The 25,283-nt window shown below is 72.2% G+C and carries 24 protein-coding genes and 1 riboswitch; of the genes, 16 read left to right on the top strand and 8 right to left on the bottom strand.

What is annotated here, in order from left to right; genetic code table 11:
* Positions 1-72: 72 nt before the first annotated feature.
* Positions 73-909 carry an NPP1 family protein gene (locus ABZ896_RS26510; protein WP_360934003.1) on the bottom strand — a complete coding sequence of 279 codons (837 nt, stop codon included), beginning with the start codon at positions 907-909 and terminating at the stop codon, positions 73-75.
* Positions 910-1,143: 234 nt separating this feature from the next.
* Here ABZ896_RS26510 and ABZ896_RS26505 point away from each other — a divergent pair, with 234 nt between their 5' ends.
* A complete protein-coding gene (locus ABZ896_RS26505; RefSeq protein WP_360934000.1) occupies positions 1,144-4,842 on the top strand; it encodes a hypothetical protein in 3,699 nt (1,232 codons plus the stop codon).
* Between the two features lie 104 nt (positions 4,843-4,946).
* Positions 4,947-5,522: a tellurite resistance TerB family protein gene (locus ABZ896_RS26500; protein ID WP_360933998.1), complete on the top strand. Its 576-nt coding sequence runs from the start codon at positions 4,947-4,949 to the stop codon at positions 5,520-5,522.
* Positions 5,523-5,531: 9 nt separating this feature from the next.
* Here the strand turns inward: ABZ896_RS26500 and ABZ896_RS26495 are convergent, their stop codons facing one another.
* Positions 5,532-5,756 carry a DUF6401 family natural product biosynthesis protein gene (locus tag ABZ896_RS26495; RefSeq protein ID WP_360933996.1) on the bottom strand — a complete coding sequence of 75 codons (225 nt, stop codon included), beginning with the start codon at positions 5,754-5,756 and terminating at the stop codon, positions 5,532-5,534.
* Between the two features lie 192 nt (positions 5,757-5,948).
* Here ABZ896_RS26495 and ABZ896_RS26490 point away from each other — a divergent pair, with 192 nt between their 5' ends.
* The gene (locus tag ABZ896_RS26490) at positions 5,949-6,524 is read left to right on the top strand and encodes a Uma2 family endonuclease (RefSeq protein ID WP_360933993.1); all 576 of its coding nucleotides are present in this window, start codon (positions 5,949-5,951) and stop codon (positions 6,522-6,524) included.
* 16 nt (positions 6,525-6,540) lie between these two features.
* Here the strand turns inward: ABZ896_RS26490 and ABZ896_RS26485 are convergent, their stop codons facing one another.
* Entirely contained in the window at positions 6,541-6,753 is a 213-nt protein-coding gene (locus ABZ896_RS26485) for a hypothetical protein (protein WP_360934021.1), read from the bottom strand.
* Positions 6,754-6,835: 82 nt separating this feature from the next.
* On the opposite strand from ABZ896_RS26485, the gene ABZ896_RS26480 reads away from it, so the two are divergent.
* The 6 genes from ABZ896_RS26480 to ABZ896_RS26455 all read left to right on the top strand — a co-directional run bounded on the left by ABZ896_RS26480 (position 6,836) and on the right by ABZ896_RS26455 (position 13,139).
* Positions 6,836-8,179, top strand: a complete 1,344-nt coding sequence (locus ABZ896_RS26480; RefSeq protein ID WP_360933990.1) for a helix-turn-helix transcriptional regulator — start codon at positions 6,836-6,838, stop codon at positions 8,177-8,179.
* A 281-nt stretch (positions 8,180-8,460) separates the two neighbouring features.
* On the top strand, positions 8,461-9,471 hold the full coding sequence (locus tag ABZ896_RS26475; protein WP_360934018.1) for a permease: 1,011 nt from the start codon (positions 8,461-8,463) through the stop codon (positions 9,469-9,471).
* Complete coding sequence (locus ABZ896_RS26470) at positions 9,468-10,193, top strand: TIGR03943 family protein (protein ID WP_360933987.1); 726 nt, start codon at positions 9,468-9,470, stop codon at positions 10,191-10,193. Before ABZ896_RS26475 ends, ABZ896_RS26470 begins: the two co-directional genes overlap by 4 nt.
* Positions 10,194-10,265: 72 nt before the next feature.
* Positions 10,266-11,087 (top strand): GAF and ANTAR domain-containing protein, encoded by an 822-nt coding sequence (locus ABZ896_RS26465; protein ID WP_360933983.1) that lies wholly within the window; start codon positions 10,266-10,268, stop codon positions 11,085-11,087.
* A gap of 107 nt (positions 11,088-11,194) precedes the next feature.
* Positions 11,195-12,046, top strand: coding sequence for a GAF and ANTAR domain-containing protein (locus tag ABZ896_RS26460; RefSeq protein ID WP_360933980.1), 852 nt, complete (start codon positions 11,195-11,197; stop codon positions 12,044-12,046).
* Positions 12,047-12,404: 358 nt separating this feature from the next.
* Positions 12,405-13,139: a GAF and ANTAR domain-containing protein gene (locus tag ABZ896_RS26455; RefSeq protein WP_360933977.1), complete on the top strand. Its 735-nt coding sequence runs from the start codon at positions 12,405-12,407 to the stop codon at positions 13,137-13,139.
* Positions 13,140-13,251: 112 nt separating this feature from the next.
* Here the strand turns inward: ABZ896_RS26455 and ABZ896_RS26450 are convergent, their stop codons facing one another.
* Together ABZ896_RS26450 and ABZ896_RS26445 are read right to left on the bottom strand one after the other, a co-directional pair.
* Positions 13,252-14,037: a hypothetical protein gene (locus tag ABZ896_RS26450; protein WP_360933974.1), complete on the bottom strand. Its 786-nt coding sequence runs from the start codon at positions 14,035-14,037 to the stop codon at positions 13,252-13,254.
* Positions 14,038-14,276: 239 nt separating this feature from the next.
* Positions 14,277-14,747 (bottom strand): MarR family winged helix-turn-helix transcriptional regulator, encoded by a 471-nt coding sequence (locus ABZ896_RS26445; protein WP_360933971.1) that lies wholly within the window; start codon positions 14,745-14,747, stop codon positions 14,277-14,279.
* 104 nt (positions 14,748-14,851) lie between these two features.
* On the opposite strand from ABZ896_RS26445, the gene ABZ896_RS26440 reads away from it, so the two are divergent.
* The 5 genes from ABZ896_RS26440 (at position 14,852) to ABZ896_RS26420 (ending at position 19,462) form a co-directional block, all read left to right on the top strand.
* The gene (locus ABZ896_RS26440) at positions 14,852-15,235 is read left to right on the top strand and encodes a hypothetical protein (RefSeq protein WP_360933968.1); all 384 of its coding nucleotides are present in this window, start codon (positions 14,852-14,854) and stop codon (positions 15,233-15,235) included.
* Between the two features lie 201 nt (positions 15,236-15,436).
* Complete coding sequence (gene thrS / locus ABZ896_RS26435; protein ID WP_360933965.1) at positions 15,437-16,657, top strand: threonine--tRNA ligase; 1,221 nt, start codon at positions 15,437-15,439, stop codon at positions 16,655-16,657.
* A gap of 52 nt (positions 16,658-16,709) precedes the next feature.
* Positions 16,710-17,666 (top strand): nucleoside hydrolase, encoded by a 957-nt coding sequence (locus ABZ896_RS26430; protein WP_360933962.1) that lies wholly within the window; start codon positions 16,710-16,712, stop codon positions 17,664-17,666.
* Positions 17,667-17,799: 133 nt separating this feature from the next.
* Positions 17,800-18,882 carry a helix-turn-helix domain-containing protein gene (locus tag ABZ896_RS26425; protein WP_360933959.1) on the top strand — a complete coding sequence of 361 codons (1,083 nt, stop codon included), beginning with the start codon at positions 17,800-17,802 and terminating at the stop codon, positions 18,880-18,882.
* Positions 18,883-18,970: 88 nt separating this feature from the next.
* Positions 18,971-19,462 carry a hypothetical protein gene (locus ABZ896_RS26420; protein WP_360933956.1) on the top strand — a complete coding sequence of 164 codons (492 nt, stop codon included), beginning with the start codon at positions 18,971-18,973 and terminating at the stop codon, positions 19,460-19,462.
* Here the strand turns inward: ABZ896_RS26420 and ABZ896_RS26415 are convergent.
* A complete protein-coding gene (locus ABZ896_RS26415) occupies positions 19,449-20,534 on the bottom strand; it encodes a HoxN/HupN/NixA family nickel/cobalt transporter (RefSeq protein ID WP_360933953.1) in 1,086 nt (361 codons plus the stop codon). The two genes, ABZ896_RS26420 and ABZ896_RS26415, sit on opposite strands and share 14 nt — an antisense overlap.
* Positions 20,535-20,560: 26 nt before the next feature.
* A riboswitch (cobalamin riboswitch) is annotated at positions 20,561-20,757 on the bottom strand.
* A 339-nt stretch (positions 20,758-21,096) separates the two neighbouring features.
* On the opposite strand from ABZ896_RS26415, the gene ABZ896_RS26410 reads away from it, so the two are divergent.
* Positions 21,097-21,573, top strand: a complete 477-nt coding sequence (locus ABZ896_RS26410; protein ID WP_360933950.1) for a DUF6882 domain-containing protein — start codon at positions 21,097-21,099, stop codon at positions 21,571-21,573.
* Between the two features lie 115 nt (positions 21,574-21,688).
* Here ABZ896_RS26410 and ABZ896_RS26405 read toward each other — a convergent pair whose 3' ends face one another.
* Positions 21,689-22,033 carry a hypothetical protein gene (locus tag ABZ896_RS26405; RefSeq protein ID WP_360933945.1) on the bottom strand — a complete coding sequence of 115 codons (345 nt, stop codon included), beginning with the start codon at positions 22,031-22,033 and terminating at the stop codon, positions 21,689-21,691.
* Positions 22,034-22,390: 357 nt separating this feature from the next.
* Positions 22,391-23,338 carry an LAETG motif-containing sortase-dependent surface protein gene (locus tag ABZ896_RS26400; protein ID WP_360933943.1) on the bottom strand — a complete coding sequence of 316 codons (948 nt, stop codon included), beginning with the start codon at positions 23,336-23,338 and terminating at the stop codon, positions 22,391-22,393.
* A 255-nt stretch (positions 23,339-23,593) separates the two neighbouring features.
* Between ABZ896_RS26400 and ABZ896_RS26395 the strand changes: the two genes are divergently transcribed.
* Positions 23,594-25,270: a glycoside hydrolase family 13 protein gene (locus ABZ896_RS26395; RefSeq protein ID WP_360933940.1), complete on the top strand. Its 1,677-nt coding sequence runs from the start codon at positions 23,594-23,596 to the stop codon at positions 25,268-25,270.
* The last annotated feature ends 13 nt before the right edge of the window (positions 25,271-25,283 follow it).

Here is a 25,283-nt window from a genome sequence, read left to right as displayed (position 1 = left end):
GGAACAACGGGAAGCGGCCGCCGACGCGAAGGGGGGAGTCTGCGTCGGCGGCCGCGGCATGTGCCTCGCGGGTCAGAGCGCGAGGTTCGGGTTGAACGAGGAGATCGCGGAGGGCTTGGCCTTCTGCAGCCCGTCCTTGAAGTGGCTGCCGAAGTCCTGCAGCGGGAAGTTGGCGCCGGTGGCGCCCTGACCGGCGTCGATGCCCGACCAGTCGAAGTTCCACAGCGTGTTGAACGCCTTCGGCCAGACCGTCTTCATCTTGCTCATCGACACCAGGTCGGGCGCGTCCCACTGCTTGTTGCCCCAGGCCTCCGGGACCTCGCCCGTCTTGGCGAAGCGGAAGTCGTGGGTCGCCGCTCCGTCCAGGTGGTAGACGACCTTGGCGTGGTTGCCGTCGCGCTCGATGGAGCCGAAGGCCTTCGTCTCGAACCCGCTGTGCTGGGAGACGGACACGTATGAGGGGGTCTCGGCGCCGCGCTTCTGCCAGACCACGACCTTCTCCCAGTCGTGGCGGTGCCCGGTGAGCCCGCCGGTGCCCTGGTCCTTCTCGAAGTAGAGGGCGTACATGTACGCGCACCAGGTGGCGTCGCACGCGGAGCGCACGTACGTGTTGGCCTGCCCGAGGTGGTTGGACTTGCAGCCGCCGCCGGTGGTGCCGGTGGTGTCGAGCCCGCCGTTGTGCGTCCCGTTGGCGTCGACGGCGGCCGCCGGGTAACAGCCGTCCTCGTCGTAGTCGAAGTACGGCTGGTACTTGATCTGGAACGCGGAGGCCTGTGTGGTCGCCGAGGTCAGCGGCTGGAGGATCTGCGCCGAGGCGCTGCCCGCCACACCGACGGCCAGGGCCGCGGCGCTGCCCACGACGAGGGCGGCCCTGCCGACGCGGGACTTCTTCCGGGACGTCTGGAACATGCGGGTGCTCTCCCAGTAATCGGGGGTGGGGGTGTTCCGCTCCGGTATGTCCGGTGCGGTGCGTCCAAACTGTCAACCGGAGAGTTGTAAGGCACGTCCTCCCATCAGGGAAAACAACGTCATCGAGGCGTCACCGACCTCACATCCCAGGTTGGTTTACGGCATATCGGCGCAAAAAGTAGGTTGGGCTCCCCTGGACATCGTTCTCAGCTGATGGACGGAAGTGGGTGGCCCGTGGGACGTCCCGAGAGACCGCTGGACCCCGAGGCCGGCGCCGTGCAGCGCTTCGCGCATCAGCTGCGGGAGCTGCGCCGGACGGCGGGGACCCCGTCGTACCGGACCATGGCGCAGGCCGCGGGGTTCTCGGTGACGACCCTGGCCCAGGCCGCGGGCGGCGAACGGCTGCCCTCGCTCGCCGTGGTGCTCGGCTACGTCCGGGCCTGCGACGGCGATCCTGGAGAGTGGGAGCCGCGCTGGAAGGAGGCCCGGGACGGCCTCGACCAGGCGCCCCGGGAGGAACCCGAGGACACCCCGCCCCCCTATCGCGGCCTGGCCCGCTTCGAACCCGACCACCAGCACCTGTTCTTCGGCCGCGAGCGGGTGGTCCACGAGGTGGGCGAGCTGGTCTGCGACCACCGGTTCGCCGTGCTCTTCGGCCCCTCCGGCAGCGGCAAGTCCTCCCTGCTGCGGGCCGGGCTGATCCCGCGGCTCCGGCGGGAGATCGCGGAGCGCGGCCATCCGGCGGCGCTGCGGATCCTCACTCCGGGCCCGACGCCCGCCGAGACCTACGGCCACCTGCTGGGGCCCGCCCCGGACGAGCCGGAGAGCTGGGTGGTCGTGGACCAGTTCGAGGAGGTCTTCACCCTCTGCCGCGACCCCGGCGAGCGCGCCCGCTTCGTCGACCTGCTGCTCGCCGCCCGCGCCCCGGCGAGCCGGCTGCGCGTCCTGGTCGCGGTACGCGCCGACTTCTACGCCCGCTGCGCCGAGCATCGCGGCCTCGCGGACGCCCTGCGCGGCGCCGGGCTGCTGCTCGGCCCGATGACCGCCGAGGAGCTGCGGGAGGCGGTGGTCGGGCCCGCCCAGGCGGCCGGGTGTCTCGTCGAACGGACGCTGACCGCCCGCCTGGTGGACGAGGTCCAGGACGAGCCCGGCGGCCTGCCGATGCTCTCGCACGTCCTCCTGGAGACGTGGCGCCGCCGCAAGGGCCGCCTGCTCACCCTCGCCGGGTACCAGGCCGCGGGCGGGCTGCGGGGCGCGATCGCGGCGAGCGCCGAGGAGGTCTACGGCGATCTGACGCCGGCCCGGGCGCGTCTCGCCCGGCATCTGCTGCTGCGGATGGTCGTCCCCGGCCAGGGCACCCCGGACACCCGCCGCCCGCTCACCCGGGCCGAGCTGGACGAGTGGGCGGACCCGGAGCTGCCGGCCGTGGTGGAGCGGCTGACCCGGGCCCGGCTGCTGACCGCCGACGAGGAGGGAGTCCAGCTCGCCCACGAGGCGCTGATCACCTGCTGGCCCCGGCTGCACGACTGGCTGGAGCGGGACCGCGAGCGGTTGCGCCACCACCGGATGCTCGCCGAGGCGGCGCGCGGCTGGCTGGAGCACGACCGCGACCCGGGCGCCCTCTACCGCGGCACCCGGCTGGCCCGGGCCGAGGAACTCTTCCCGGACCACCTGTCCGATACGGCGCTGACCGTCCTGGAGCGCTCCTTCCTCATCGCCGCCCTGGACGCCCGCGAGGCCGAGCGCCGGGCCGCCGCCCGGATCAGCCGCCGCCACCGCGTCCTGACCGGCTCCCTCTCCGCCGTCCTGGCGATCGCCCTGCTGACGGCCTTCGCCGTCTACCGCGAGTACGCCGACAACGCGCGCCGGCGCACCCAGAACGCGGCCCGCCGCATCGCCGACGTCGCGGACGGCCTGCGGACGACCGACCCGCGCACCGCCCTCCTGCTCGGCGCCGCCGCCTGGCGGGTGGCCGAACTCCCCGAGACCCGCCGGGCCCTGCTCGGCTCCCTCGCCCAGCCGGAGACGGACACCTTCACCGACCCCGAGCCCGGCGACGGACCCCGGCGCGTCCTCGTCGACGACGGCCGCGTCCTGGCGAGCACCGACGGCGCCCGCTGGCACGGCTGGGACGTGACCACCCACCGCGCCACCGGCTCCGGCCGGGTGCCCCAGGGCACGGTGACCGAGGTGGGCCCCCACGCGCGCGTGCTCGCCGTCACCCTCGACGACCACTCCGTACGACTGTGGGACACCGTCTCGGGCCGCTGGACCGCCGGTGGCGCGCGGCTGCGGGACGTCGGCCGGGTCGCCTTCACCGCCGACGGCCACGCCTTCCTCACCACCGAGGGCTCCTGGGTACGGCTGCGTTCGGTGACCAATGGCCGGGTGCTGTTCCAGACCAGGGCCCCGGACTCCGGGATCGTCGAGACCGACACCAATGGGGGGCAGGTCGCCGTGTGCTCCGCCGGGGGCACCCCTCAACTGTGGGACACCGCCACGGACCGTGTCCTGCCCGGCGCCTGGCAGCGGGACCGCCTCTGCGACGCCGACACCTCCCTGCTCGCCCTGGGCAAGGGCCGCCTGGCCGCCGCCACCGCCACCGGACTGCGCGTCTGGGACACCGGCACGGGCCGCCGGATCGCCGACCTCTACGACACCGGCACGGACTACGCGTCCTTCAGCCCCGACGGCGCCTTCGTGGCCACCGCCGACCGCGAGGAGATACGCGTGTGGCGGCCGGCCGCCTCGGGCGCCCCCGTCTTCCGGCACTCGCTCAACAACCAGTACCTCTACGGCGGCCTCCACTGGGACCACCGCACCCTGCGCTATCTGGAGGGCGGCACGGTCCACACCCTGGACCTCGGCACGTCCGTGACCTCCGGCTGGCGCCCCGACCCCTTCGACGAGGTGCGGTTCAGCCCGGACGGCCGTACGTACGCCACCGCGCGGCGCACCGGCGGCCGGTACGTCTTCCAGTTGCGGGCCGCCTCCGACGGCCGTCTCCTGCACGCCTTCGCGCCGGTCCCGGTCCCCGTCTCGGCCGACCCCGCGCTGCCCACCGTCCCCGCCGACACCCTGCCCCAGCTGGCCTTCACTGCGGACGGCAGCAGGCTGGCGTACGGCGTCTCGGCGCCCGGCCGGATGGCGGTGGCGCAGCCGGTCGCGGTCTGGGACGTGCCGCGCGGGCGGGCCGTGACCACGCTGGACCTGCCGGGCGGCGCGGTCGTGGACCTCGCCCTCGGCGCGGGCACCCTGGTCGCCGCCCGGTTCACGGCCGCGGGCACGATCGACGACGAGGTGTGGGACCTCGCCCGGCACCGGCGGACCCGGACGCTCACCGACGTGAGCGGCTCCCACCTGGGCCTGCGCCCCGACGGCGGGCTCCTGGCCACCGACGACCGGACGGTCCGGCCGCCCTCGGGCACCGCCCGCCGGCACGACCTCGTCCAGGGCGACCAGGTCGGCGCGCTCGCCTTCGCCGGCGACGGCTCGCTGCTCGCCGCGGGCGACGGGACGGGACGCGTCGCCCTCTGGAACGGCGACCTGACCCGCCGCGAGGGCGTCCTGCGCAACCTCTTCCCCGCGTCGACGGGCACCGACCCCGAGGGCGTGAGCGCGCTCGCGTTCAGCCCCGACGGCGGCACGCTGGCCGTCGCGGGCACGGCGGGCGGCCTCCAGCTGTGGGACGTGGCCACCCAGCAGCCGCTCGGCGGTCCGCTGACCACACCGGGCGAGGAGATCGACTCGCTCGCCTTCACCGCGGACGGGTCGACGCTGTACGCGGGGAGTGCGCATGTGCCGGTCCAGCGGTACACCGTCGATCCCGGGCGGGTGCTGGAGAGGGTGTGCGCGCGGGCGGGCGGCGTGGGGCTGGGGCGGGGGCAGTGGCGGACGTATGTGCCCGATGCGGCGTACCGGGAGATCTGCTGAGGGCATCCGCTGACGGCGGCTCTTGGGGGAACCTTTGCCGCCGGGCGTGCGTTGGCGGGGTGAGAGGACGACTAAGACGTGTGACGAGTACCGAGGGGACGCCGATGGCACTGTTCGACCGGCTCAAGGACCAGGCCAAGAACCTGCAGCAGCAGGTGCAGGGCGGGCAGAGCGGCCAGCGCGCCCCCGGGGCGTCCGGCGGGTACGGCGGTGCGCGCACCGGCTCCTCCGGCGGCGGCTCGAAGGCGCAGTTGGTGGGGCTGCTGAAGAACCAGCTCGGCTCGCTGAAGGCGGAGCTGAAGAGCGGGGCGTACCGGGACGCGAGCATGGCGATGTGCGCGCTGGTCGCGGCGGCGGACGGGCAGGTGGACCCGGCGGAGCAGCAGCAGATGGAGTCGCTGATCCTGGGCAACGACGTCCTGCAGAACTTCCCGCCGGAGCAGCTGCGCACGCGCTTCCACAAGCACGTCAGCGAACTCACCCGGAACTTCCCCCAGGGCAAGGCGGCGGCGCTCCAGGAGATCGCCAAGGCGGCGAAGAAGCCGACCGAGGCCCGTGCGGTGATCCAGACCGGCATCGTCATCGCCGGCGCGGACGGCCACTTCTCGCAGGCGGAGGCGGGGGTCCTGCGCGAGGCGTGCGCGGCGCTGGGCCTGAACCCGGCGGAGTTCCAGCTCTGAGACTGCCCCTCAGACGAGGTCGTGCCGTGTCACCAGCCAGCTGATGGCGGTGAGGCGGCACACCGCGTAGTCGTGCCCGACCGGCTCACGCCAGTCGATCTCCTCCAGCGCGTCCAGAAACCCGAGCGCGTAGTCGGCGAGCACCTCCCGGTGCGGCGCCCTGGGAATCAGCCCCGGATGCCCGGCATCCAGCCGCTCCCTGATCTCCGCCACATGCTGATCCACGGCAGCCACGAACGCAGGCTCGAACGCGAACTCCGCAAACCGCGCCGCGAACGACCTGTGAATCCTGACCAGGGGTGACATCGCTCCACGGTAAACGGGGTTTCTGCGGCGGAGGAGGGGTGTTTGGGATGGTTTCCGTCACAGCCGAAACACTCCGGCTACCGTGGGACCGTCGCGCCGGGCGAAGTGAGGATGGTCGTGATGACGGCGGAGCCGATCGTGCCCGACTATCAGGGCGCAAATGTGCAGCAGGCCTTCGAGCTCTTCAGTGCGGTGGCCCCCAGGGGCTGGCGCGTGGAGCTGATCGAAGGAGAGATCTGCGTGACACCACCGGCCAATGGGGAGCACGAGGAGTTCGTGTCGGAAGTCAGCGACCAGGTCGCCGTGCGGCGCACGGACCGGTCCCTGCGTAACTACACCGGCATCGGCCTGGATGTCCCCGGTGCCTCCGAGACCGGTCACGTCGTCCCCGACCTGGTGGTCGCCCCCAAGGGCAGTTTCGACGACAAGGAGAAGTGGCACGTCCCCTCCGCCGTCCTCCTCGTCGCCGAGATCACCTCCACCAGCACGGCCGACCGTGACCGCGACAAGAAGATGCTCGGCTATGCGCGTGCCGGTATTCCCGTCTACCTGCTGATCGACCGCGAAGAGGCCGAGGTCGTCGTCTTTTCCGAGCCCTCCGGTGAGGAGTACGCCCGGAGCTCGAAGTACAAGATGGGCCTGGCCGTCCCTCTCCCGGCCCCCCTCGGGTTCGAGATCGACACCGCGGAGTTCTGAGGCGCGTTCGGGGGGCTTACTCCGCGCTGCGGTCCTCGGTCTGCTGGATCTGGGTGGCCTGTTCCGCCGGTTTGGGGTCTGCTTTTGCCGGGCCCGTGTTCGCCGCCAGGATCAGGGTGGTCGCGGCGATGACGGCGGCTACGGCGCCCCTCGTGTAACGCGCGGTGGTGCTGGTGCGTTCGAGCACGGCTACCTCGCAGCGGCGACAGTGGAACTGAACGAGAGTCAACGAACTATTAAGCGCGTTTAACGCACCGTTTAACCTAGGGGCTGCGACACTACAACGGCAAGAGGCGCTTGGGGAGTTGGCCATGTCGGAGCGGGACGACCCGGGTGTCATCGGGCGGCGGGTGCAGCAGTTGAGAGTCGAGCGCGGGCTGACGCAGAAACAGCTCGCGGAACCGGCGTACACCCCTGCCTACATCTCCACCCTGGAGTCGGGAAGGGTCCGCCCCTCCGACGACGCCCTGCGCCATCTCGCCGACCGGCTCGGCGTCGGCTTCGAGGAGCTGGCCACCGGCCGCCCCGCCCACCTCGTCACCGACCTCCGGCTCCGCCTCACCGAGGCCCAGCGCACCCTCGCCACCGGCGAGGCCGAGGAGGCCGCCGAGCAGTACGCCCGGCTCCTCGCGGAGTCCGACGCCCTCGACCTCGGCGAGGTCCGCGCCGCCGCCCTGCTCGGACTCGGCGAGTGCGCCATAGAGACCGGCGAACTGAGCGCCGCCCGCGAGTACTTCGAACAGGCCGAGAAGGACCTCGGCGGCGTCCCGCTGCCCGCCCGCGTCCCCGCCCTGCGCGGCCGCGCCCTGTCCCACTACCTCGCCGGTGAACTGCGGTACTCCGTCTACCTGCTGGAGTCCGCCATCGACGAGCTCAACCGCGGCGGACTGCACGACCCCGACGCCCTGCTCCTGCTCTACGCCAGCGTCATCGGCCCCTACATGGACATGGGCGCCCACGCCCGCGCCGCCCAGGCGGCCGAACTCGCCCTGGCCCTCGCCCCGCAGGCCGGCGACCCCGCGCTCGTCGCCCACATGCACCGCTCCGTCGCCCGCACCCTGCTCGCCGAGGGCCGCGCCGCCGAGGCCGACGCCTCCCTCGCCAAGGCCGCCGAGCTCTACCGCCAACTCCAGATCCGTACCGAACTCGCCAACTGCCACTGGATGCGCGGCTACGTCTACGCGCAGAACGGCCAACTGGAGCGTGCCGAGGAGGAGTTGAGGCAGGCCCTCGCCATGCTCTCCGCCAAGCGGGCCGCGCTCTACTCCAGCCAGGCCGCCGTCGAACTCGCCGACGTCCTGCACAAGCGCGGCAAGTCCGAGGAGGCCGCCGCGATCCTCGAGGACGTGCTCGCCGACTTCAGCCCCGAGCGCGGCGCCCTGCACTCCGCCGCCGCGCACCGGCTGCTCGGCATCATCGCCGAGGACGCCCGGGACACCGACGCCGCCGAGGAGCACTACGTCCGCGCGCTGAGCCTCCTGGAGCGGGCCGGCGCGGTCGGTGACCTGGCCGACCTGTGCCGGCTGCTGGGGGATCTGTACCGCCGTACCGGACGAGTCGAGGCCGCGCTCGACGCGTACCGCACGGGGCTGGGGCACCGTACCGCCCCCGGCACCACCACACTCGGCCCCGCACCCGCACAGCCCCCTCTGTGACGATTCCGGGCCTGCGCACAGGGGCGTCCGGCTAGCCTGCCCGGGGACGGAAGAACGGGCGGGACGGGCACGTGGAGAACCGGAGAACGACGCACGACCGGGCCGCGGCCGAGCAGACCGCGACCGGCCGGACCGCCGGCGCCCCGGCCGGGGCCGCGCCGGCCTTCACTGACCGGACCGCGGCCGACGGGGCCGTGACCGGCCGGATCGCCGGAGTCGTCGGCGGGGACCATGGGGTCGCGACCGGTCGGGGCGGCGGGGCCGGCGGGGACCGTGAGGTCGTGACCGGCCGGGGCGTCGGGGACGGGCTGCGGGTCGTCGTACTCGCTCTGCGCGTGCTCGTGTACGTCGGTCTCGGTGGAGCCGCGGTGCTCGCGATCGTCACCGTCGGCTCCGTGCTCGGGCCCATGCTCGCGCTCGATCTCTACACCCCGCCCGTGGCCGCCTGGTGGACCGTGTTCACCGCGATCTCGGTGCAGGGGGTGCCCTTCCTGCTGCTCGGGACGGTCGTCTCGGCGGCCATCGGTGCCTTCGTACCCGAGAAGGTCTTCACCCGGCTGCTGCCGCGCAACCAGGCCCTCGCCGTACCCGTCGCGGGCGCGGCCGGCGTCGTGCTGCCCGGCTGCGAGTGCGCGTCCGTGCCGGTCGCCGGGAGTCTGATGCGGCGCGGGGTCGCCCCGGCCGCCGCCCTCGCCTTCCTGCTCTCCGCGCCCGCCATCAACCCGGTGGTGCTGGTGGCCACCTCGATCGCCTTCCCCGGCCAGCCGAAGATGGTCCTCGGCCGGCTCCTCGCCTCGCTCGCGGCGGCCGTGGTGATGGGCTGGCTGTGGGCCCGCTTCGGCAGGGACGAGTGGCTGCGGCTCCCCCAGCGCCAGACCGGCCACACCGGACGCGGCCTGCGCGCCTTCGGCGCCGGGCTCCAGCACGACTTCCTGCACGCGGGCGGCTTCCTGGTGCTGGGCGCCGCGGCCGCCGCGACCTTCAACATCGTCGTGCCCCGCTCGGTCCTCGACCTCTTCACCGGCTCGGCCTGGCTCTCCGTCCTGCTCCTCGCCGTCCTCGCGGTCGTCCTCTGCGTGTGCAGCGAGGCCGACGCGTTCGTCGCCGCCTCCCTCAGCGGCTTCCCGCCCACCGCGCGGCTCGCGTTCATGGTGGTCGGGCCGATGGTCGACCTGAAGCTGATCGCCCTCCAGACGGGCACCTTCGGCCGCGCCTTCGCCGTACGGTTCTCGGCCGCGACCTGGGTGGTCGCCGTGGTGAGCAGCGTGCTCGTGGGGTGGTGGCTGCTGTGAGGCGCTACGGGTCGTCGCTGCTGCTGGTCCTCGTCGGCGGGGCGGTACTGCGGATCTCCCTCTTCAGCGAGCTGTACCTGCGGTACGTGCAGGTGGGGCTGCGGCCCTACCTGGTCGTGTCCGGGGTGGTGCTGGTGCTGCTGGGGGTGGCGGCAGCCGTCGTACGACGGACCGGCCGGGAAGACCCTCACGAGGACCATGACGGGCACAGTCACGGCCCTGCCGGCCCCCGGATCGCCTGGCTCCTCACCCTCCCCGCGTTCGCCCTGCTCCTCTTCCCACCGCCCGCGCTCGGCTCCTACAGCGCGGGCCGGGAGGCGGCGCAGCGGGCGGCCCAGGGGGTCGGCACCTTCCCCGCGCTGTCCGCCGGGGACCCCGTCGAGCTGACCCTCGCGCAGTTCAGCTCCCGCGCGATCTACGACAGCGGGCGCTCCCTGCAGGGCCGTACCGTCCGGCTCACCGGCTTCGTGACCCACGGCGACGACGGCACCTGGTACCTCACCCGGCTCCTCGTCTCCTGCTGTGCCGCCGACGCCACCACCAGCAAGGTCGAGGTGCGCGGCGCCGCCGACGGGGCCCCGCCCGTCGACACCTGGATCACCGTCACCGGCACCTGGCACCCCAAGGGCAAGCTCGGCACCGACGGGGCGTGGCCGCCGGTCGTCGACGCGGGCACGGTGAAGCGGGTGAAGCAGCCGGCGGACCCGTACGAGCAGCGCTGAGGCGAGGGCGCGGGTCTGGCGGGGGCGCCCCCGGGTACTCGTCCGGTCCGACGACCGAGGAGGTGCATCCTCGTGACGGACCCGACCGCCGCGCTCCCACCCACCGGGCCCGGGCGCGGTGAACAGATACTGGCCCGTCTGCAGCAGCTGCTGCTCGACGCCGACCGCCTGGACGACTTCCTGCGCGAACTCGTCCGGCTCGCCGCGAGGGAACTGCCCGCCTCGGTGTACTGCTCGGTCACCCTGAGCGCGGGCGACAGCTCCCATCCGTACACCGCGGCCTCCAGCCACGAACTCGTCGACTGGTTCGACCAGCGGCAGTACGAGGTCGGCGACGGCCCCTGCCTGCGCACCCTGCGCACCGGCACGGCGCACCACGTCGACGACGTGGACCACGAGGACCGCTTCGGCGACTTCCCCGCGATGGCCCGGGACAACGGCCTGCACAGCGTGCTCGCCCTGCCGCTCGCCGCGCCCCGGCAGCAGGTCAGCGGGGTGCTGAACATGTACGCCGAGGAGGCGGGCGCCTTCACCCCGCAGGCGCGCGCCCAGGCCGCGGTCTTCGCCGGGCACGCCTCGGGCGCGCTCGGGGTGGCGCTGAAGTTCGCCGGACAGCTCCAGTTCAGCCTGGACCTGCAGAGCGCCATCGCCTCGCGCACCGTCATCGACCAGGCCCTCGGCATCCTCATGGCCCAGGAGGCCTGCACCGCCGACGAGGCCTTCCGGATCCTCACCCGTGCCTCGCAGCAGCGGAACGTCAAACTGCGCGACCTCGCCGCGGACCTCGTCCACAGCGTCTCGGGCCGGCCTCCCACCGTACGGCCGCTGCGGCGGCGCGACTCCCCGCTCGGCGGCGACCGGGCCGAGGCGTTTGACCGGGAGGGCGAGGGGTAGCCGGGCGGTGCCTTCGGCGGGTGTGCGAAGAGTCGTGGCCCCAGCTTCGGGTGCTTCTGCCGGGTGGCCCAGGACGCAGCAGTGGCCGCGTTCGATCGAAGGAGGCGGTGTTCGTGCGGCCCAGGGACGACCGTGGCGATGCCCCCGGTGACGACCCCGGTCCGTACGCCGGTCTGGGCGGTGGCCCGGCCTTCGGCCGGCCGGGTGACGACCCCCGGCTGCAGGGCCGCGACGCGGAGCGTGAACAGGCCGCCGACCGGGCCCGGGCATCCGACCTGATCACGGAAGGCGTACGGGGCGCCGAGCCCTCGGAGATCCCCGGCAGGCTGTGCGCGGTCGCCGTCAAGCTGCTGCCGGTGACCGGCGCGAGCGTCTCGCTGCGCAGCAACGGCATGCCCGTCCAGCTCAGCTCCAGCAGTGACCGGGCCGCGCGGCTCTCGGACATCCAGGCCACCCTCGGCGACGGGCCCTGCGTGTACGCGGCGCAGATCGGGGCCCCGGTGCTCGCCGCCGACCTGACCGCGGGCCGGGACGTCGAGCGCTGGCCGGCGTTCGCCCACGAGGCGACGGCCGCCGGGGTGCAGGCGGTGTACTCGATCCCGCTCGGCAACGACGCCGTGTGCGTCGGCACGCTCGACCTCTACCGGGACACGCCCGGGGAATTCGGCCAGCGCGAGCTGCGTACCGCCCAACTGGTGGCCAGTGTCATGACCGTGGCCCTGATGGCGCTGCCCCGGGGCGAGGAGAACGGCCCCGGGGGAGACGAACCCTGGCTCAGCGGTCTGGCCACCGACCACGACGAGGTCTACCAGGCCGTCGGCATGATCATGGTGCAGCTGGGGATCGGCGCGGACGAGGCGCTGGCCCGGCTGCGCGCCCACGCCTTCGCGCACAACCGCACCGCCCTGGAGGTGGCGCGGGACGTGGTCTCGCACAGGAAGAGGTTCGACCGTGACTGAGAACGCTCCGGTGCGGGGACCGGCGGAGGGGCGGCGGGTCGGTGTGGGGACGCCGGGGTTGTGGTGGGCCGGGAGGACGAGGCCGGGGCTGGGGTGGGCCGGGATGGCGACGCCGGGGCTGGGGTGGGCCGGGATGGCGACGCCGGGGTTGTGGTGGGCCGGAACGCAGGGGTCGGGCTTGCGACGGGCCGGAACGCGGAGGCGGGGCTTGCGGGGGGCCGGGGCTGCCGGGCGGGGCTTGCGGGGGGGCCGGGGCTGCCGGGCGGGGCCCGCGACGGGCCGGGGCTGCCGGGCGGGGCCTGCGAGGGGTCGGAGCGCGGAGGCCGGGGTTGTGGTGGGTCGGTGCGAGGAGGTTGCGATGACCCGGGAGCTGCGGCTGACCCGCGCCTTCGTCGACCTCGCGGACAGCCTGGGCGACCGCTTCGACCCGCTCGACCTGTTCGCCAGGCTCGGCGACCACTGCACCGACCTGCTCGCGGTCGACGCGGTGGGCGTGGTGGTGGCCGACTCGCGGGGCGTCCTGCGCACCATGTCGTCCTCCGCCGAGGAGCTGAACCTGCTCGACGTCCATCAGGTGCAGCAGGAGGAGGGGCCGTCCGTCGACTGCTTCCGCACCGGCGAGCCCGTCAGCGCGGACGACCTGCGCGCGGGCGTGCGCTGGCCCGGCTACACCGCGCAGGCGCTCGCGGCCGGCTATGTCTCCGTGCACGCGCTGCCGCTACGCCTTGAAGGCCGGGCCATCGGCGCGGTGTCCCTCCTCAACCGGCTCAGCGACACCCTGCCCGCGGAGGACCTCGCGGTCGCGCAGGGCATGAGCGACGTCGCCGCGCTGACGCTGGCGCACTGGCCGACGGTGGTCCGCCGACCGCACGACCTGCTCACCTCGCTCCAGGCCGCGGTCTCCGCGAAGGCGAGCGTGGAACTGGCGAAGGGACTCCTCGTGGAGTACGCGGGCGTCTCCTTCACCGAGGCGATGGAACTCCTGCGCCGGTACGCCGAGAAGGAGCACCGCCCGGTGACGACGATCGCCCGAGCACTGGCGGAGCGAAGCCTGGAGCCGGGGGCGGTGCTGGAGGGAGAGCGGCAGCCCTGACGGGGGCGGTGCCGACGGGATGGCGTAGGCCTTGACGGGGGCGGTGCCGACGGGACGGCGTAGGCCCTGACGGGGACGGCGCAGACGGGACGGCGTAGGCCTTGACCCGCTGTCAGACCTGCACCCGTCCCTGCTTCCGCACCTCCGCAAGCCGTCGCGCGCCCAGGTCCACGACCGTCTGGGTGACGTCGGTCTGGACGTCGCCGAGGCCGCCGTTGGTGACGCCGATCGCGTCCTCGCCGACGCGGACCGCGGCGACGTCGAGGGTGAGCGTGCTCGGCTCGCCGTCCGCCGACTCGCCGGTCAGCATGATCCGCAACCCCTGCCGGGCATCGCCCGCGGTCTCCGGCAGCCGCAACTCCGTGACCTGGGCGCCCTCGACCGCCCCGGTGACGGTCGTCGCCGCGAACTGGCCGCACTTCTGGGGCAGCGTCTTCAGCCAGGCCAGCGTGCGGTCCGTCTCGGCCGGCTCACGCGCGACGACCTGGTAGCGCAACTGCGCCTCGTTCCACGCGTCGTCCAGCCCCACGACCGCGCGCGGCGGCGAACCCGCGCCGAACACGTCGTCGGCGTAGAGCGCGTCGAGCAGCCGCTGGCAGTCCGGCAGCTGCGTCTTCGCCTTCAGCACCCCGTCCCGCCAGGTGGCCGCACCCTGCGTGGGCGTCCAGGGCTCCCCGAGATCCGCGTCCGTCACGAGCGCGGCCCGGGCCATCGCCTCGGTGAGCGTGGCGGCACCGGCCGGCGACGCCGAAGGGGACGGGGTCGGGGATGCGCTGGTGGCCTGGGTGATCGGGGCCCGCCGCGCGGTGGGCGGCGCGGAGAGCGCGGAGCAGGCGGTGACGGTGACGAGGGTGCCGAGTGAGAGGGCGACGGCGGCCAGGGCGCGGGGTGCGGTCATGCTCTCAAGTGATCACCGGCTTCGACGACCCCACCAGCGCTCCGGTCCGTCCGGGTTACGGGGCAGGCGCCGGGCCGCCGCGAGGTGCGCCTGCCGTGGACCGCCGTCACGACGTCGGCCTCGACCGGCGGCGGCCTCAGGAGTGGAGGTGATCTCCCGGGCCGCCGGCCACAGTGACTCCAGCGGCGGGCTGCGCGCCCCGCCCCGGTCCCGGTGAACGGCCTGCCTGAGCCCCGGCTTCAGTCCTGCTCCCGCCCCCCGACCGCCGCTTCGTACGCCAGCAGCGTGTCCACGAACATCCGCCGCTGATCCGGCGTCAGCGGAGCCAGCGCCTCGCGCCACGCCGCCGCGCCCGGCGCGAGCCACGCACTGATCGCGCTCTGGTGGTCGGCCGCGATGCCGATGATCCGACGGCGCCGGTCCGCCTCGTCCTCGCGCCGCTCCAGGATCCCCTTCCGGCTCAGGTCACCGACCAGCAGGCTCACCGTCGTCGGCGCGACCTGGAGCCGGGAGGCCAGTTGGTTGACGGTCATCGGCCCGTCGAAGAGCAGGTAGGACAGGAGCGAGAGATGGCGCGGGGCCAGCGAGAAGGACCGCAGCGCCTCGGGCACGGGGATCCTCTTCGCCCTGCCCACCATCCGGGGCATGAGCAGCAGCAGCGCCCTGACCGCGTCGTCGACCCAGCCGTCAGGTCCTTCGGGCGTTGACATCACGCACCCCTCACCATTTAACTTTGACCTCAAAGATGATTTCTCTGCAAAGCGAAATCGGCCATGTCGGCCATGGTAGGCACGGACCCGGACGGAGATTCGCCATGCCGCACTTCAGCCTGCACATCCGTGAGGAAACCCTCGACGACGACGTCGAACCGAAACTGATCGGCGCGCTGACCGACGCCGTGGGCGCCGTCTACGGCCCGGAGTTCCGCCGCCTGGTCGGCGTCGAGCTGATCGGCGTCCCCCAGCGCCGCCGGGCCGTCGGAGGTGTCCCGACCGAGGACGACGTCCCGATCGTCACCCTCGAGATACGCGAGACCGCCCTGAGCCTCCCCCAAGTCCCGGACGCCCCGGCCCGGTTGGTCGCCGCCATCACCGACGCCCTGGTCGACGTACTCGGCGAGGCCGTCCGCGAGCAGACCGTGGTGACGATCGTCGGCGTGCCCAGGGGCCGCTCGGGAACCGCGGGCACGCTGGTCTGACCCACGTCCCCCGAAAAGCCCTCGCCCCCGACGCCCGCCTCCCCCTACCCTCCCCCTCATGCAGCGCGCCCACTCGTTCCTCACGACGACGCCGGAACCGTTCCCGGCGCGCTGATCCAGTCTGCGAAGCCCCGGGGCGAGAGTCCCGGGGCTTCTTCCTGTACCCGTGCACCCTCGCCCCCACCAGCGAGGGAGACCCCCATGTCGTACGACCACCGCCGACTCGGCCGTGAACTCGGCCTGTTCGACACCGACCCGTTGATGGGCGCGGGGCTGCCGTACTGGCTGCCCGACGGCGCCGTCGTACGGCACGTCCTGGAGGAGTACGTACGCGAGGCCGAGCGGGCCGCCGGATACCGGCACGTGTACTCGCCCGTCCTCGGCAAGCGCGAGCTGTACGAGATCTCCGGGCACTGGTCGCACTACAGCGAGGACATGTTCCCGCCGATGCGACTGGGCTCCGAGGAGGTCGTCCTGCGCCCCAGCCTCTGCCCCCACCACGCCCTCATCTACCGCTCACGCTCCCACAGCTACCGCGAACTCCCCCTCCGCATCGCCGAGTTGGGCGGCATGTACCGCTCCGAGCCGTCCGGAGTCCTCGGCGGTCTCACCCGCGTCCGCGCCATCCAGCTCAACGACGCCCACATCTTCTGCACCCTCGACCAGGCCGTCGAAGAGGCCCGCGCCGCGCTCCGGCTCATCCAGCGGGCCTACGACGACCTCGGCATCCGCGCTGCCGGGTACCGCCTGTCCCTGCCCAGCCGCGACGGCGCCAAGTACGTCCCCGACCCCGCCCTCTGGCACCGCGCCACCGCCCTCCTCGAAGAGGTCCTGGACGGCTTCGATTACCAGGCGGCCGAGGGCGAGGCCGCCTTCTACGGCCCCAAGATCGACGTCCAGATCGCCGACCCGGCAGGCCGCGAGGCCACCCTCTCCACCGTCCAGATCGACTTCCACCAGCCCGAACGCTTCGACCTGCACTACATCGGTCCCGACGGCGCCCGCCACCGCCCGGTCATGGTGCACCGCAGCGTCATCGGCAGCGTCGAGCGCGCGGTCGCCCACCTCCTGGAGACCCACGGCGGCGCCTTCCCGCTCTGGCTCGCACCCGTACAGCTGGCGGTGCTCCCGGTCGCCGAGGACCAGGAACAGCAAGCGGCGGATGTCGTACGACGGGCTCGGGCGCACGGCATCAGGGCCGACCTGTCCGGCCCCCTCGACGGCACCCTCGGCGCCCGGATCCGGGCCACGCGGTTCGTGCCGTACCAGGCGGTGATCGGGGAGCGGGAGGCCGACGGCGACCTCGTGGCCGTACGGCTGCGGGACGGGCGCAGGCCGGGTGCCGTGCGCGTGGAGGAGCTGGTGGAGCGGATCGCCGTAGGAGATCGTGATCGCGGGGCCGAACTCTGGGCGGATGCGTAAGGTCGGATGCGTAAGGTCGGGGGCGAAACCCTCAGGTGAGAGGAGTGCGGCCGTGACCGGTCAGCCCATCCCGGTGATCATCGACTGCGACACCGGCGTCGACGACGCCCTGGCCCTGCTGTTCGCCGTCCGGCACCCCGGCATCGACCTGCGCGCGGTCACCTGCGTCGCCGGGAACACCGACGTGGACGGCGTCGTCCGCAACACGCTGACCGTGCTGGAGACGGCGGGGGCCGGGGACATCCCGGTCGCCCGCGGCGCCGAGCGGCCGCTGATCGAGCCGGTGCGTACGGCGCAGCACGTGCACGGACGCGACGGCATGGGCGACCTGGGGCTGCCCGCGCCGACCCGGGTGGCGGTGGACGTGGACGCGGTGACGCTGCTGCGGCGGGAGATCCTCGCCTCCCCGAGGCCGGTCACCCTGGTGCCGACCGCGCCGCTCACCAACATCGCGCTGCTCCTGCGTACCCACCCCGAAGTGGTGCGCAACATCGAGCGGATCGTGTTCATGGGCGGCGCGGTGGCCACCGGAAACGCCACGCCGGTCGCGGAGTTCAACGTCTGGCACGACCCGGAGGCGGCCGCGGTGCTGCTCACCGCCGGGGTGCCGATCACCATGTACGGCCTGGACGTCTTCGAGCGGGTGCTGGTGCCGGCGGCCGACGTCGAGCGCCTGCGCGGGAGTTCGGAGCCCTCGCTCCGGCTGGCCGGCCAACTCCTCGCCCACCGCGACCCGGCCACCTCCGCTGACACTGTGGGTGGCCTCGGCGACGCGGGCGCGGTCTGCGCGGTCGTCGACCCGGGCGGCCTGACCACCGAACTCCTCCCGGTGGAGGTCGCGTTGGCCCCCGGCCCGAGCCGCGGCCAGACGATCGTCGACCGCCGGGCCCGCCCCGGCGAGGCGGAAATCCACGGCGACATCCGCGAACAGGCCCTGGTGGACGTGGGGTTGGCGGTCGACGTCGAGCGCTATGTGAAGCTGTGGCTGACGACGGTGGAGGGGGTGTAGGGGTCTTTTCCGCGCACCCGTCGTGTTGACGGTTGTCGAGGTGACCGAATGCCGCCTTGCTCCGGCAAATGCGGATCCGTCAGTGTCGGGGGGCACCGCCCCCACCGCTGACCGACCACCGTCGGAGACCCCCATGCTGCGGGTGCACTTCACCGCCGATGACCTCGCGCGCGTCCGCGTCGCCGCCGCCCCCGACCCCCTGTGGGAACTCCACAACAGCTTCCAGGCGCTGTCGGGGAGGGAGGCGCCGCTCGTGTTCGACGACTGGCGGGATCGGGTACGGGGCCAACCGGCGCCGGGGCAGGGGATGTTGGCCTCGCTGTTGCCGACGCGGGGGTACTCGCCGGACTTTCTCACGCCGGAGTCGGGCGGCACCTGTGGCTTGGACGGGGGTGATGTGGTCGGGGGCGGCTCGGTCGGCAGTGATTCGGTCAGCCGTGATTCGGTCAGCCGTGGCTCGGATGCCGCCGCTCTGGAGAACGCGGTCGACGCCGTCCTGCGCACCCCCCGGGCCACCCTGCGCCGGGATCTCGCCCGGCTCGCCGCCTCCCCGCGCCGGACCCGTCCGCTGCCGGCCGAGGCCCGTGCCCTCGCCGACGGTGAACCCGCCGCGCTGCACCGGCTCGGCGCGGCCCTGCGCGGCTACCACCGGCACGCGCTCGCCCCCTTCTGGCCGCACATCCGCGCCCAGGTGGACGCCGACCGGGCCGTGCGCAGCCGCGCGGTCCTCGAGGGCGGCACCGACGCGCTCCTCGCAAGCCTCACGCCCGTACTGCGGTGGCGGCCACCGGTGTTGGAGGCCGACTACCCCGTCGACCGTGAACTGCGGCTCGGCGGGCGGGGGTTGCTGCTCCAGCCGTCGGTGTTCTGCGTCCGCAGACCCCTCACGCTCGCCGCCCCCGAACTGCCCCCGGTCCTCGTCTACCCCGTACAGCCCGCCCCCGGTTGGACCCGCCCGCCCGGCCGCCCCGGATCCGGCCACGGCCTCGCCGCGCTCATCGGCCGTACCCGCGCCGCCGTACTGGAGGACGTCGTCACCGGCCGCACCACCGGCGAACTCGCCCTGCGCCTGGGCATATCCTCCGCCGCGGTGAGCCAGCACACGGCCGTACTGCGCCGGGCGGGGCTGCTGGTGAGCGTGCGCCGGGGCCGGCACATGCTGCACACGGTCACGCCCGTGGGGCTCACCCTGCTCGAAGCGTCGGCGTCCGTTTAAGGCAGGGCTTCAGGGTGTGGCGGTGGCGAGCGGGACGCGGCGAGCCTGGGGCGACGAACGGCTCGTTCCCACAGGGGGTTTGACACACATGCGCGACTCACGACGTACGCTGCTCGCCGGTCTCGGAGCTCTGGCGCTGTCGCTGGCGGCACTCTGCACCGCCGGCCCGGCGGGCGCGGCCCCGGCCGACCGGGACCTCGGCCAGGTACTGACCATGCCGGCCGCGCCGTCCGCCGCCGAACTGCCCGCGGGGGCCGCCGCGGAGCCGCCCACCGCCTGGCCGAAGCCCGCCGGCATCACGCACATCGCCGCCCGCGAGTCCATCACCTGCGCGAGCGGCAACCTGTGCGCCGCCGTCTGGGACGCGACGCAGGGCGACTACGTCGTCTACTCCTTCTACTACTGCGACACCTACACCCTCTCCAACTGGGTGGGCACGGGCTCGTACCGCAACAACCAGACGGGTGGGGTGACGGCGTACTTCTACGGTCAGAACGGCCAGACGGTCACGCCGGTGGGCCCGGGCGGCAGCAGCAACTCCTACAACTGGGGCCCGATCTGGTCGATCAAGAACTGCTGACGCTCCAGCGCTGTTCCACCTTCGCCAGCCGCCAGTAGGCGATCGCCGCCGCCCACACCACCACGAACAGACCGACGATGACGTAGCCGACGTTGTCGAGGCTGATGTCGGCGATCCAGGTGGTGAGGGCGTCGGTGAGGGCGAGCTTGTCGTGGAGGACGCCGACGAGTTCGATCGTGCCGATGAAGAACGCGACGGCGATGGACAGCCCGGTGATGGCGAGGTTGTAGAACACCTTGCGCACGGGGTTGGAGAAGGCCCACTGGTAGGCGAAGTTCATGAACGTGCCGTCGAGCGTGTCGAACAGGCTCATCCCGGCGGCGAAGAGGAGCGGCAGGCAGAGGATCGCGTACCAGGGCAGCCCGGCGGCCGCACCCGACCCGGCCATCACCATGAGGGTGACCTCGGTGGCGGTGTCGAACCCGAGCCCGAAGAGAAACCCGAGGGGGTACATCTGCCCCGGCCGGGTGATGGACTTGGTGAGCCGCCCGAGGATCCGGTTCATGAACCCCCGCGAATCCAGATGGGATTCAAGCTCCTTCTCGTCGTACGATCCCGCCCGCATCGCCCGGAACACCTTCAGGATGCCCACCAGGGCAACGAGGTTGAGGGCGGCGATGAGATAGAGAAAGGTCCCGGAGATCGTCGTACCGAGAAAACCGAGCACCTGGTGGGTACCGGACCCCTCGTTCATCACGCGCCCGGCCAACTGAGTACCGCCGGCGATGAGCAGCGCCAGCAGCACGACGACACTGGAGTGCCCCAGCGCAAACCAGAACCCCACGGACACGGGCCGCTTGCCGTCGGCCATCAGCTTCCGGGTGGTGTTGTCGATAGCGGCGATGTGATCGGCGTCGAAGGCATGCCGCATACCGAGGGTGTAGGCGGTCACACCGAGCCCGACGCCGAAGGCTTTGGTCCCGATCTCGTAGTGCGCAGGCACGACGAGCAGAAAGAGAATCCCGAACGCGACGACGTGGAGGACGGCGATCACGGCCATGAGGAGGGCAGTCTTGATGGTGTCCTCACGCCGCCAACGAAAGCTGTTCTGGGCCATGGCAGGCTCGGTCATACGGTCAGCTCCAGCACCTCGTGGATCAGTTCCTGACGTGCCGCGGCCGGTCTCCTGGCTTACGGGTACGTACGCCTACCGCTCCTGCCTTCCCAACCGCCGCACGACGGTCAGTGGCTGTCCCCCGGCGAGGGGACACGGAACGGGAACTCCCCGATCTCAGTGGCGAGGGCCGCTCCGGACTTCCACCGGATTCCCGAACACCACGGCGTGCTCACAGTAGGTGGGGAGGTGGGGGTGTGCATAGCTGGGGATCTGCGTAGGTATGGAAGATCACATCGGTCTGGAGGGGGTTCGGAGGGGGCTCGGGGCGGGCCTTCGAGGTTGAGCGGGCCAGGCATCGAGAGATTGGCGCATTTGTCCCACCCCCGCCCGGAACGAACCTGGTCGCATGCCCTGGAGCCCGGGACAAAGTCACCAATCATCCCCGGTCGCAGGTGCTGCTGCTCTGACTCCCTGCACGCGCACCGCTTACGGTCCTGTGTCGCACAGGCTGGCGGATGATCACCTAGTTCCCAGCTGGTCAGCTGAGGGGGACCGCCCGTCCGGTTAAGTTCGCAGCATGAGTTTGTTGCTGCAGGGGGAGGACATGATTGATCAGCTCGCCCGTGCTCACATGTCCTGGGGGCTGGGATCGGCGGATCGCTGGGGACTGGATCAGACAACTGGCCTTGTCACCTGGACCTTCCCCGACAAGACAGCGACGGCGCCTGCTCAGGTGCTCGGCAGTTTCAGTCCCTCGTCGGGCTCGTGGGTGTGGGCATGGGCGAACAAGAGCATCCTGCCTGAACTGAGCCACGACGCCCGGAGGGTTCGGGACTGGGCCGAGGCCCATGGGCATCAGGCTCTGGCAGAGCCGCAGATCGATGCTGACGAGCAAGTGGCGGCGACGTTCACGGCGTTGGCCGTGAGGGTCACGGAGGCGACCGGCTTTTACCGGGGTTCCGGAGGCAACGCCATGGTGATGATTACTTTCGGGCCGGTCACCTTGGCCATGGCAGACGGCAGCACGTCCACGTTCGACATCAATATCAACTAGCGAGCACCCGCTGCCGCTTGTTGGGCCGGTAGCCTGGGCCGTTCATGATGGCCTGGTGGCTGGTGTTGATCAGCCGGTCCAGGAGTGGGCACGCGCGCCGTCAGGAGGTGACGGGCTACCGGCTGAGGAAGTAGATGCCGACGGCAACCGCGCCGCTGCCCGCGAGGATCTGCAGGAGCCCGATCGTCTTGAGGAGCAACACCCCTGCGGTAGGGCCGCCGTAGATGCGGGGCGGTTTCTTCTGTTGCGTGCTCATTGCCCTCGCGTAAAAGCGCGACGCCGCCTTCTTGTAGTCGGTGGCGATGACGGCCCCTCCGCACAGCAGGCCGACTCCCACAACGATGAAGAAGACAGCACCGCCCGTTCCCGGAGCGGCACTTGCCGGAGCGGATCCAGCAAGGTCAGCGGTGTTGATCACACCGATCATCGTGGGGTGGCACGACGAACCGGTCAGCGTCATGACAGAGGCCGGTACAGACAGTGACGCGATCTTTACTCACATCCCAAGTTGAGGCTGATGACGAGTGTGATCGCGGGGTAATGGTTCCTGGGCCTCGACCTCTTCGTCTGGGGCATCCCGGCGCCACCGGGGACGCGGCTCTTTCGGGTGGAGACGTCCCTCACCGGCACCGCCCTTCGCGTGGCCGTCACCTGTCCGCGAGGTGAGCGACTTCCGGATGTTGGCCGGGGGTTGGGCCAGATTCGCGCCGCCCGGGACCGTCGGCCAGGCGCAACGCGCAAGGGGCCACCCGCGCCATGAACGGCGGGTGGCCCCACGTCGGTGATCCTTCACCGACTTCTCACGCGTGCGCGTGCGTCAGGAGCGTGCGGCCTTGCGGCGGCGGGAGGCGAAGACGATGCCCACGCCACCGAGGAGGAGGACCGCCGCGCCGCCCGCGATCAGCGGGGTGTTGCTGCTGGCGCCCGTCTCCGCGAGGTTGTCGCCGCCGCCGTTCGGGGTCGCGGCCGGAGCCGTCGTGGACTCCGAGGCGGAGGGGGTCGGGGTGGACGTGGAGGGAGTCTCCGAGGCCGGGGGCGTGGACTCGGACGCCGGCGGCGTCGACTCCGAGGCCGGCGGGGTGGACTCCGACGCCGGGGGCGTCGACTCCGACGCGGGCGGGGTCGACGGCGGGGCGGACGGCGTGGTCGTGCAGTCCTTCGTGCCGCCGTTCCAGGCCGCGATCAGCTTGTCCTTGATGACCGGGCGGTCCGGGCCCTTGGGCAGCTCGCCGTGCTCGAAGCCGTCCTTCGCGTCCAGCTTGCCGTCGTACTTCACGGCGCCGTGGTACAGGTCGACCTGCGCGTAGCAGCCCACGTCGGGGATCGAGATGTCGAGCGTGTCCGTCTTGCCGTGCTTGACGGTCACCGTGTCGAAGTCGTGGAAGACCTGCTCGCCGGAGGTCGCGAACGTCGGGCCGTGCGCGAGGTAGGAGGCGAGGGAGGCCGTGCAGGTGGTCGCGTCGCCCGCGGTACGCACCGTGACGTGGACCTTGCCGTCGTCGGTCGGCTTGAGGTTCTGGTCGTCGACCTTGACGGAGGCGTAGAAGTTCTTGCCGTCCAGCGAGAACTCGCAGCGGTCGGACTCGGGCTTCGACGGCTTGGTGCCGGCACCCGTGCCGGGCTTGTAGCTGCCGCCGTCCTGCCAGCCCTTGCCGCCGGGGCAGTCGGTCGCCCAGGCCATGGAGGCGGACGCGGCGCAGAGGGCGAGCGTCGCGGCGCCCGTCCCCAAAAGGCGCTGCATGGTGACACGTCTCGCTATGGACATACGTATCCCATCGGAATGAAGATGTGTGGTCTCTGAAAACACTGGGCTCATTGGTCACATGCGCAACAGTGTCCAGACATCGTGGATCTCCTGGCGGAACGCTGTCAACCTGCGGTGATGCAAGGTGAGTTCCATACCCATCACAATTTCGACACACCAGGAATGAATCGCTCCGGAAAGCGTTCGAGTTCGCTTTCCCGGCAAGGTGGACAGGAACACCGGAGCCCGACATCGCCGCGATCCGAGGGAGCCCGCGTGACCACCCGCACCACCGCGCCCGACCTCTCCCCCGACCTGTCCAGCAAGGACCCGAACTGGTGGCGCCAGGCCGTCGTCTACCAGGTCTATCCCCGCAGTTTCGCCGACGCCGACGGCGATGGACTGGGGGACATCCGAGGGGTCACCGAGCGCCTTGCGCACCTCGCCGACCTCGGCGTCGACGCCCTGTGGCTGAGCCCCTTCTACCCCTCCGAACTCGCCGACGGCGGTTACGACGTCGCCGACCACCGGGACGTCGATCCGCGCCTTGGCACCCTCGACGACTTCTCCGCCATGGTCGCCGAGGCGCACCGGCTCGGGCTCAAGGTGATCGTCGACCTCGTGCCCAACCACACCTCCCACCAGCACGTCTGGTTCCAGGAGGCGCTCGCCGCCGGGCCCGGATCCGCCGCCCGCGAGCGGTACGTCTTCCGCGACGGCCGTGGCGCGCACGGTGAACTCCCGCCCACCGACTGGCAGTCCGTCTTCGGCGGCAGCGCGTGGCAGCGGGTCGCGGACGGGCAGTGGTACCTCCACCTGTTCGCCGCCGAGCAGCCCGACCTGAACTGGGACCACCCCGAGGTCCGCGAGGACTTCCGCACCACCCTGCGCTTCTGGTCCGACCGCGGCGTCGACGGCTTCCGCGTCGACGTGGCGCACGCCCTCGCCAAGGACCTCGCCGAGCCGCTGCGGGACCTCGGCGCCCTCGCCCGGGACGGCGAGGAGGCGCTCGCCCAACTGCCCCCGGGCACCCACCCGTTCTACGACCGCGACGAGGTCCACGAGATCTACCGCGACTGGCGCCGCATCCTCGACTCCTACACACCTCCCCGTACGGCCGTCGCCGAGGCCTGGGTGCCGGGCGCCCGCCGCGCCCTGTACGCCCGCGCGGACGAACTCGGCCAGGCCTTCAACTTCGAGTACCTCCAAGCCGGTTGGGACGCGGACGAGCTGCGCCAGGTCATCACCGACTCCCTAGCCACCGCCCGCGCGGCGCACGCCTCGGCGACCTGGGTGCTCTCCAACCACGACGTCGTACGGCATCCCTCGCGTCTGATGCTCCCGAAGGGCACCGACGACAACGCCTGGCTCCTCTCCGGCGGCCACGCTCCGGAGATCGACCACGACAAGGGGCTACGGCGGGCCCGTGCCGCCACGCTGCTGATGCTGGCGCTGCCGGGATCGTCGTACGTCTACCAGGGCGAGGAACTCGGGCTGCCCGAGGTGGCCGACCTGCCCGTCGAGGTGCTCCAGGACCCGATCTGGGAGCAGACCGGGCGGGTGCGCAAGGGGCGTGACGGATGCCGGGTGCCGCTGCCGTGGACGACGACGGGGCCGTCGTACGGCTTCGGCGGGGGCGGGTCCTGGCTGCCGCAGCCGGAGTGGTTCGCGTCGTACGCCGTCGAGGCGCAGGACGGCACGGAGGGCTCCACGCTGGAGCTGTACCGCACCGCCCTGCGTCTGCGCCGCAAGCTGCTCGACGGCGAGGACCTCGTCTGGGCCGCTCAACCCCCGGCCGGCGTACTGGAGTTCGCCCGGCACGAGGGCTGGCGGTGTGTGGCCAACCTGTCGGGGACGGCCGTACGACTGCCCGAAGGGGAGGTGCTGCTCAGCAGCGCGCCCCTCGACGGGGACGGGCTGCTGGGCCCGGACACCACGGTCTGGATCGGCTGAACCGAGACGCGAG

This window comes from Streptomyces sp. NPDC047072, from assembly GCF_040643855.1.
Classification (GTDB): Bacteria; Actinomycetota; Actinomycetes; order Streptomycetales; family Streptomycetaceae; genus Streptomyces.
The sequence above is the reverse complement of the archived record's forward strand: the minus strand, read 5'-3'. Positions and strand labels throughout refer to the sequence as shown.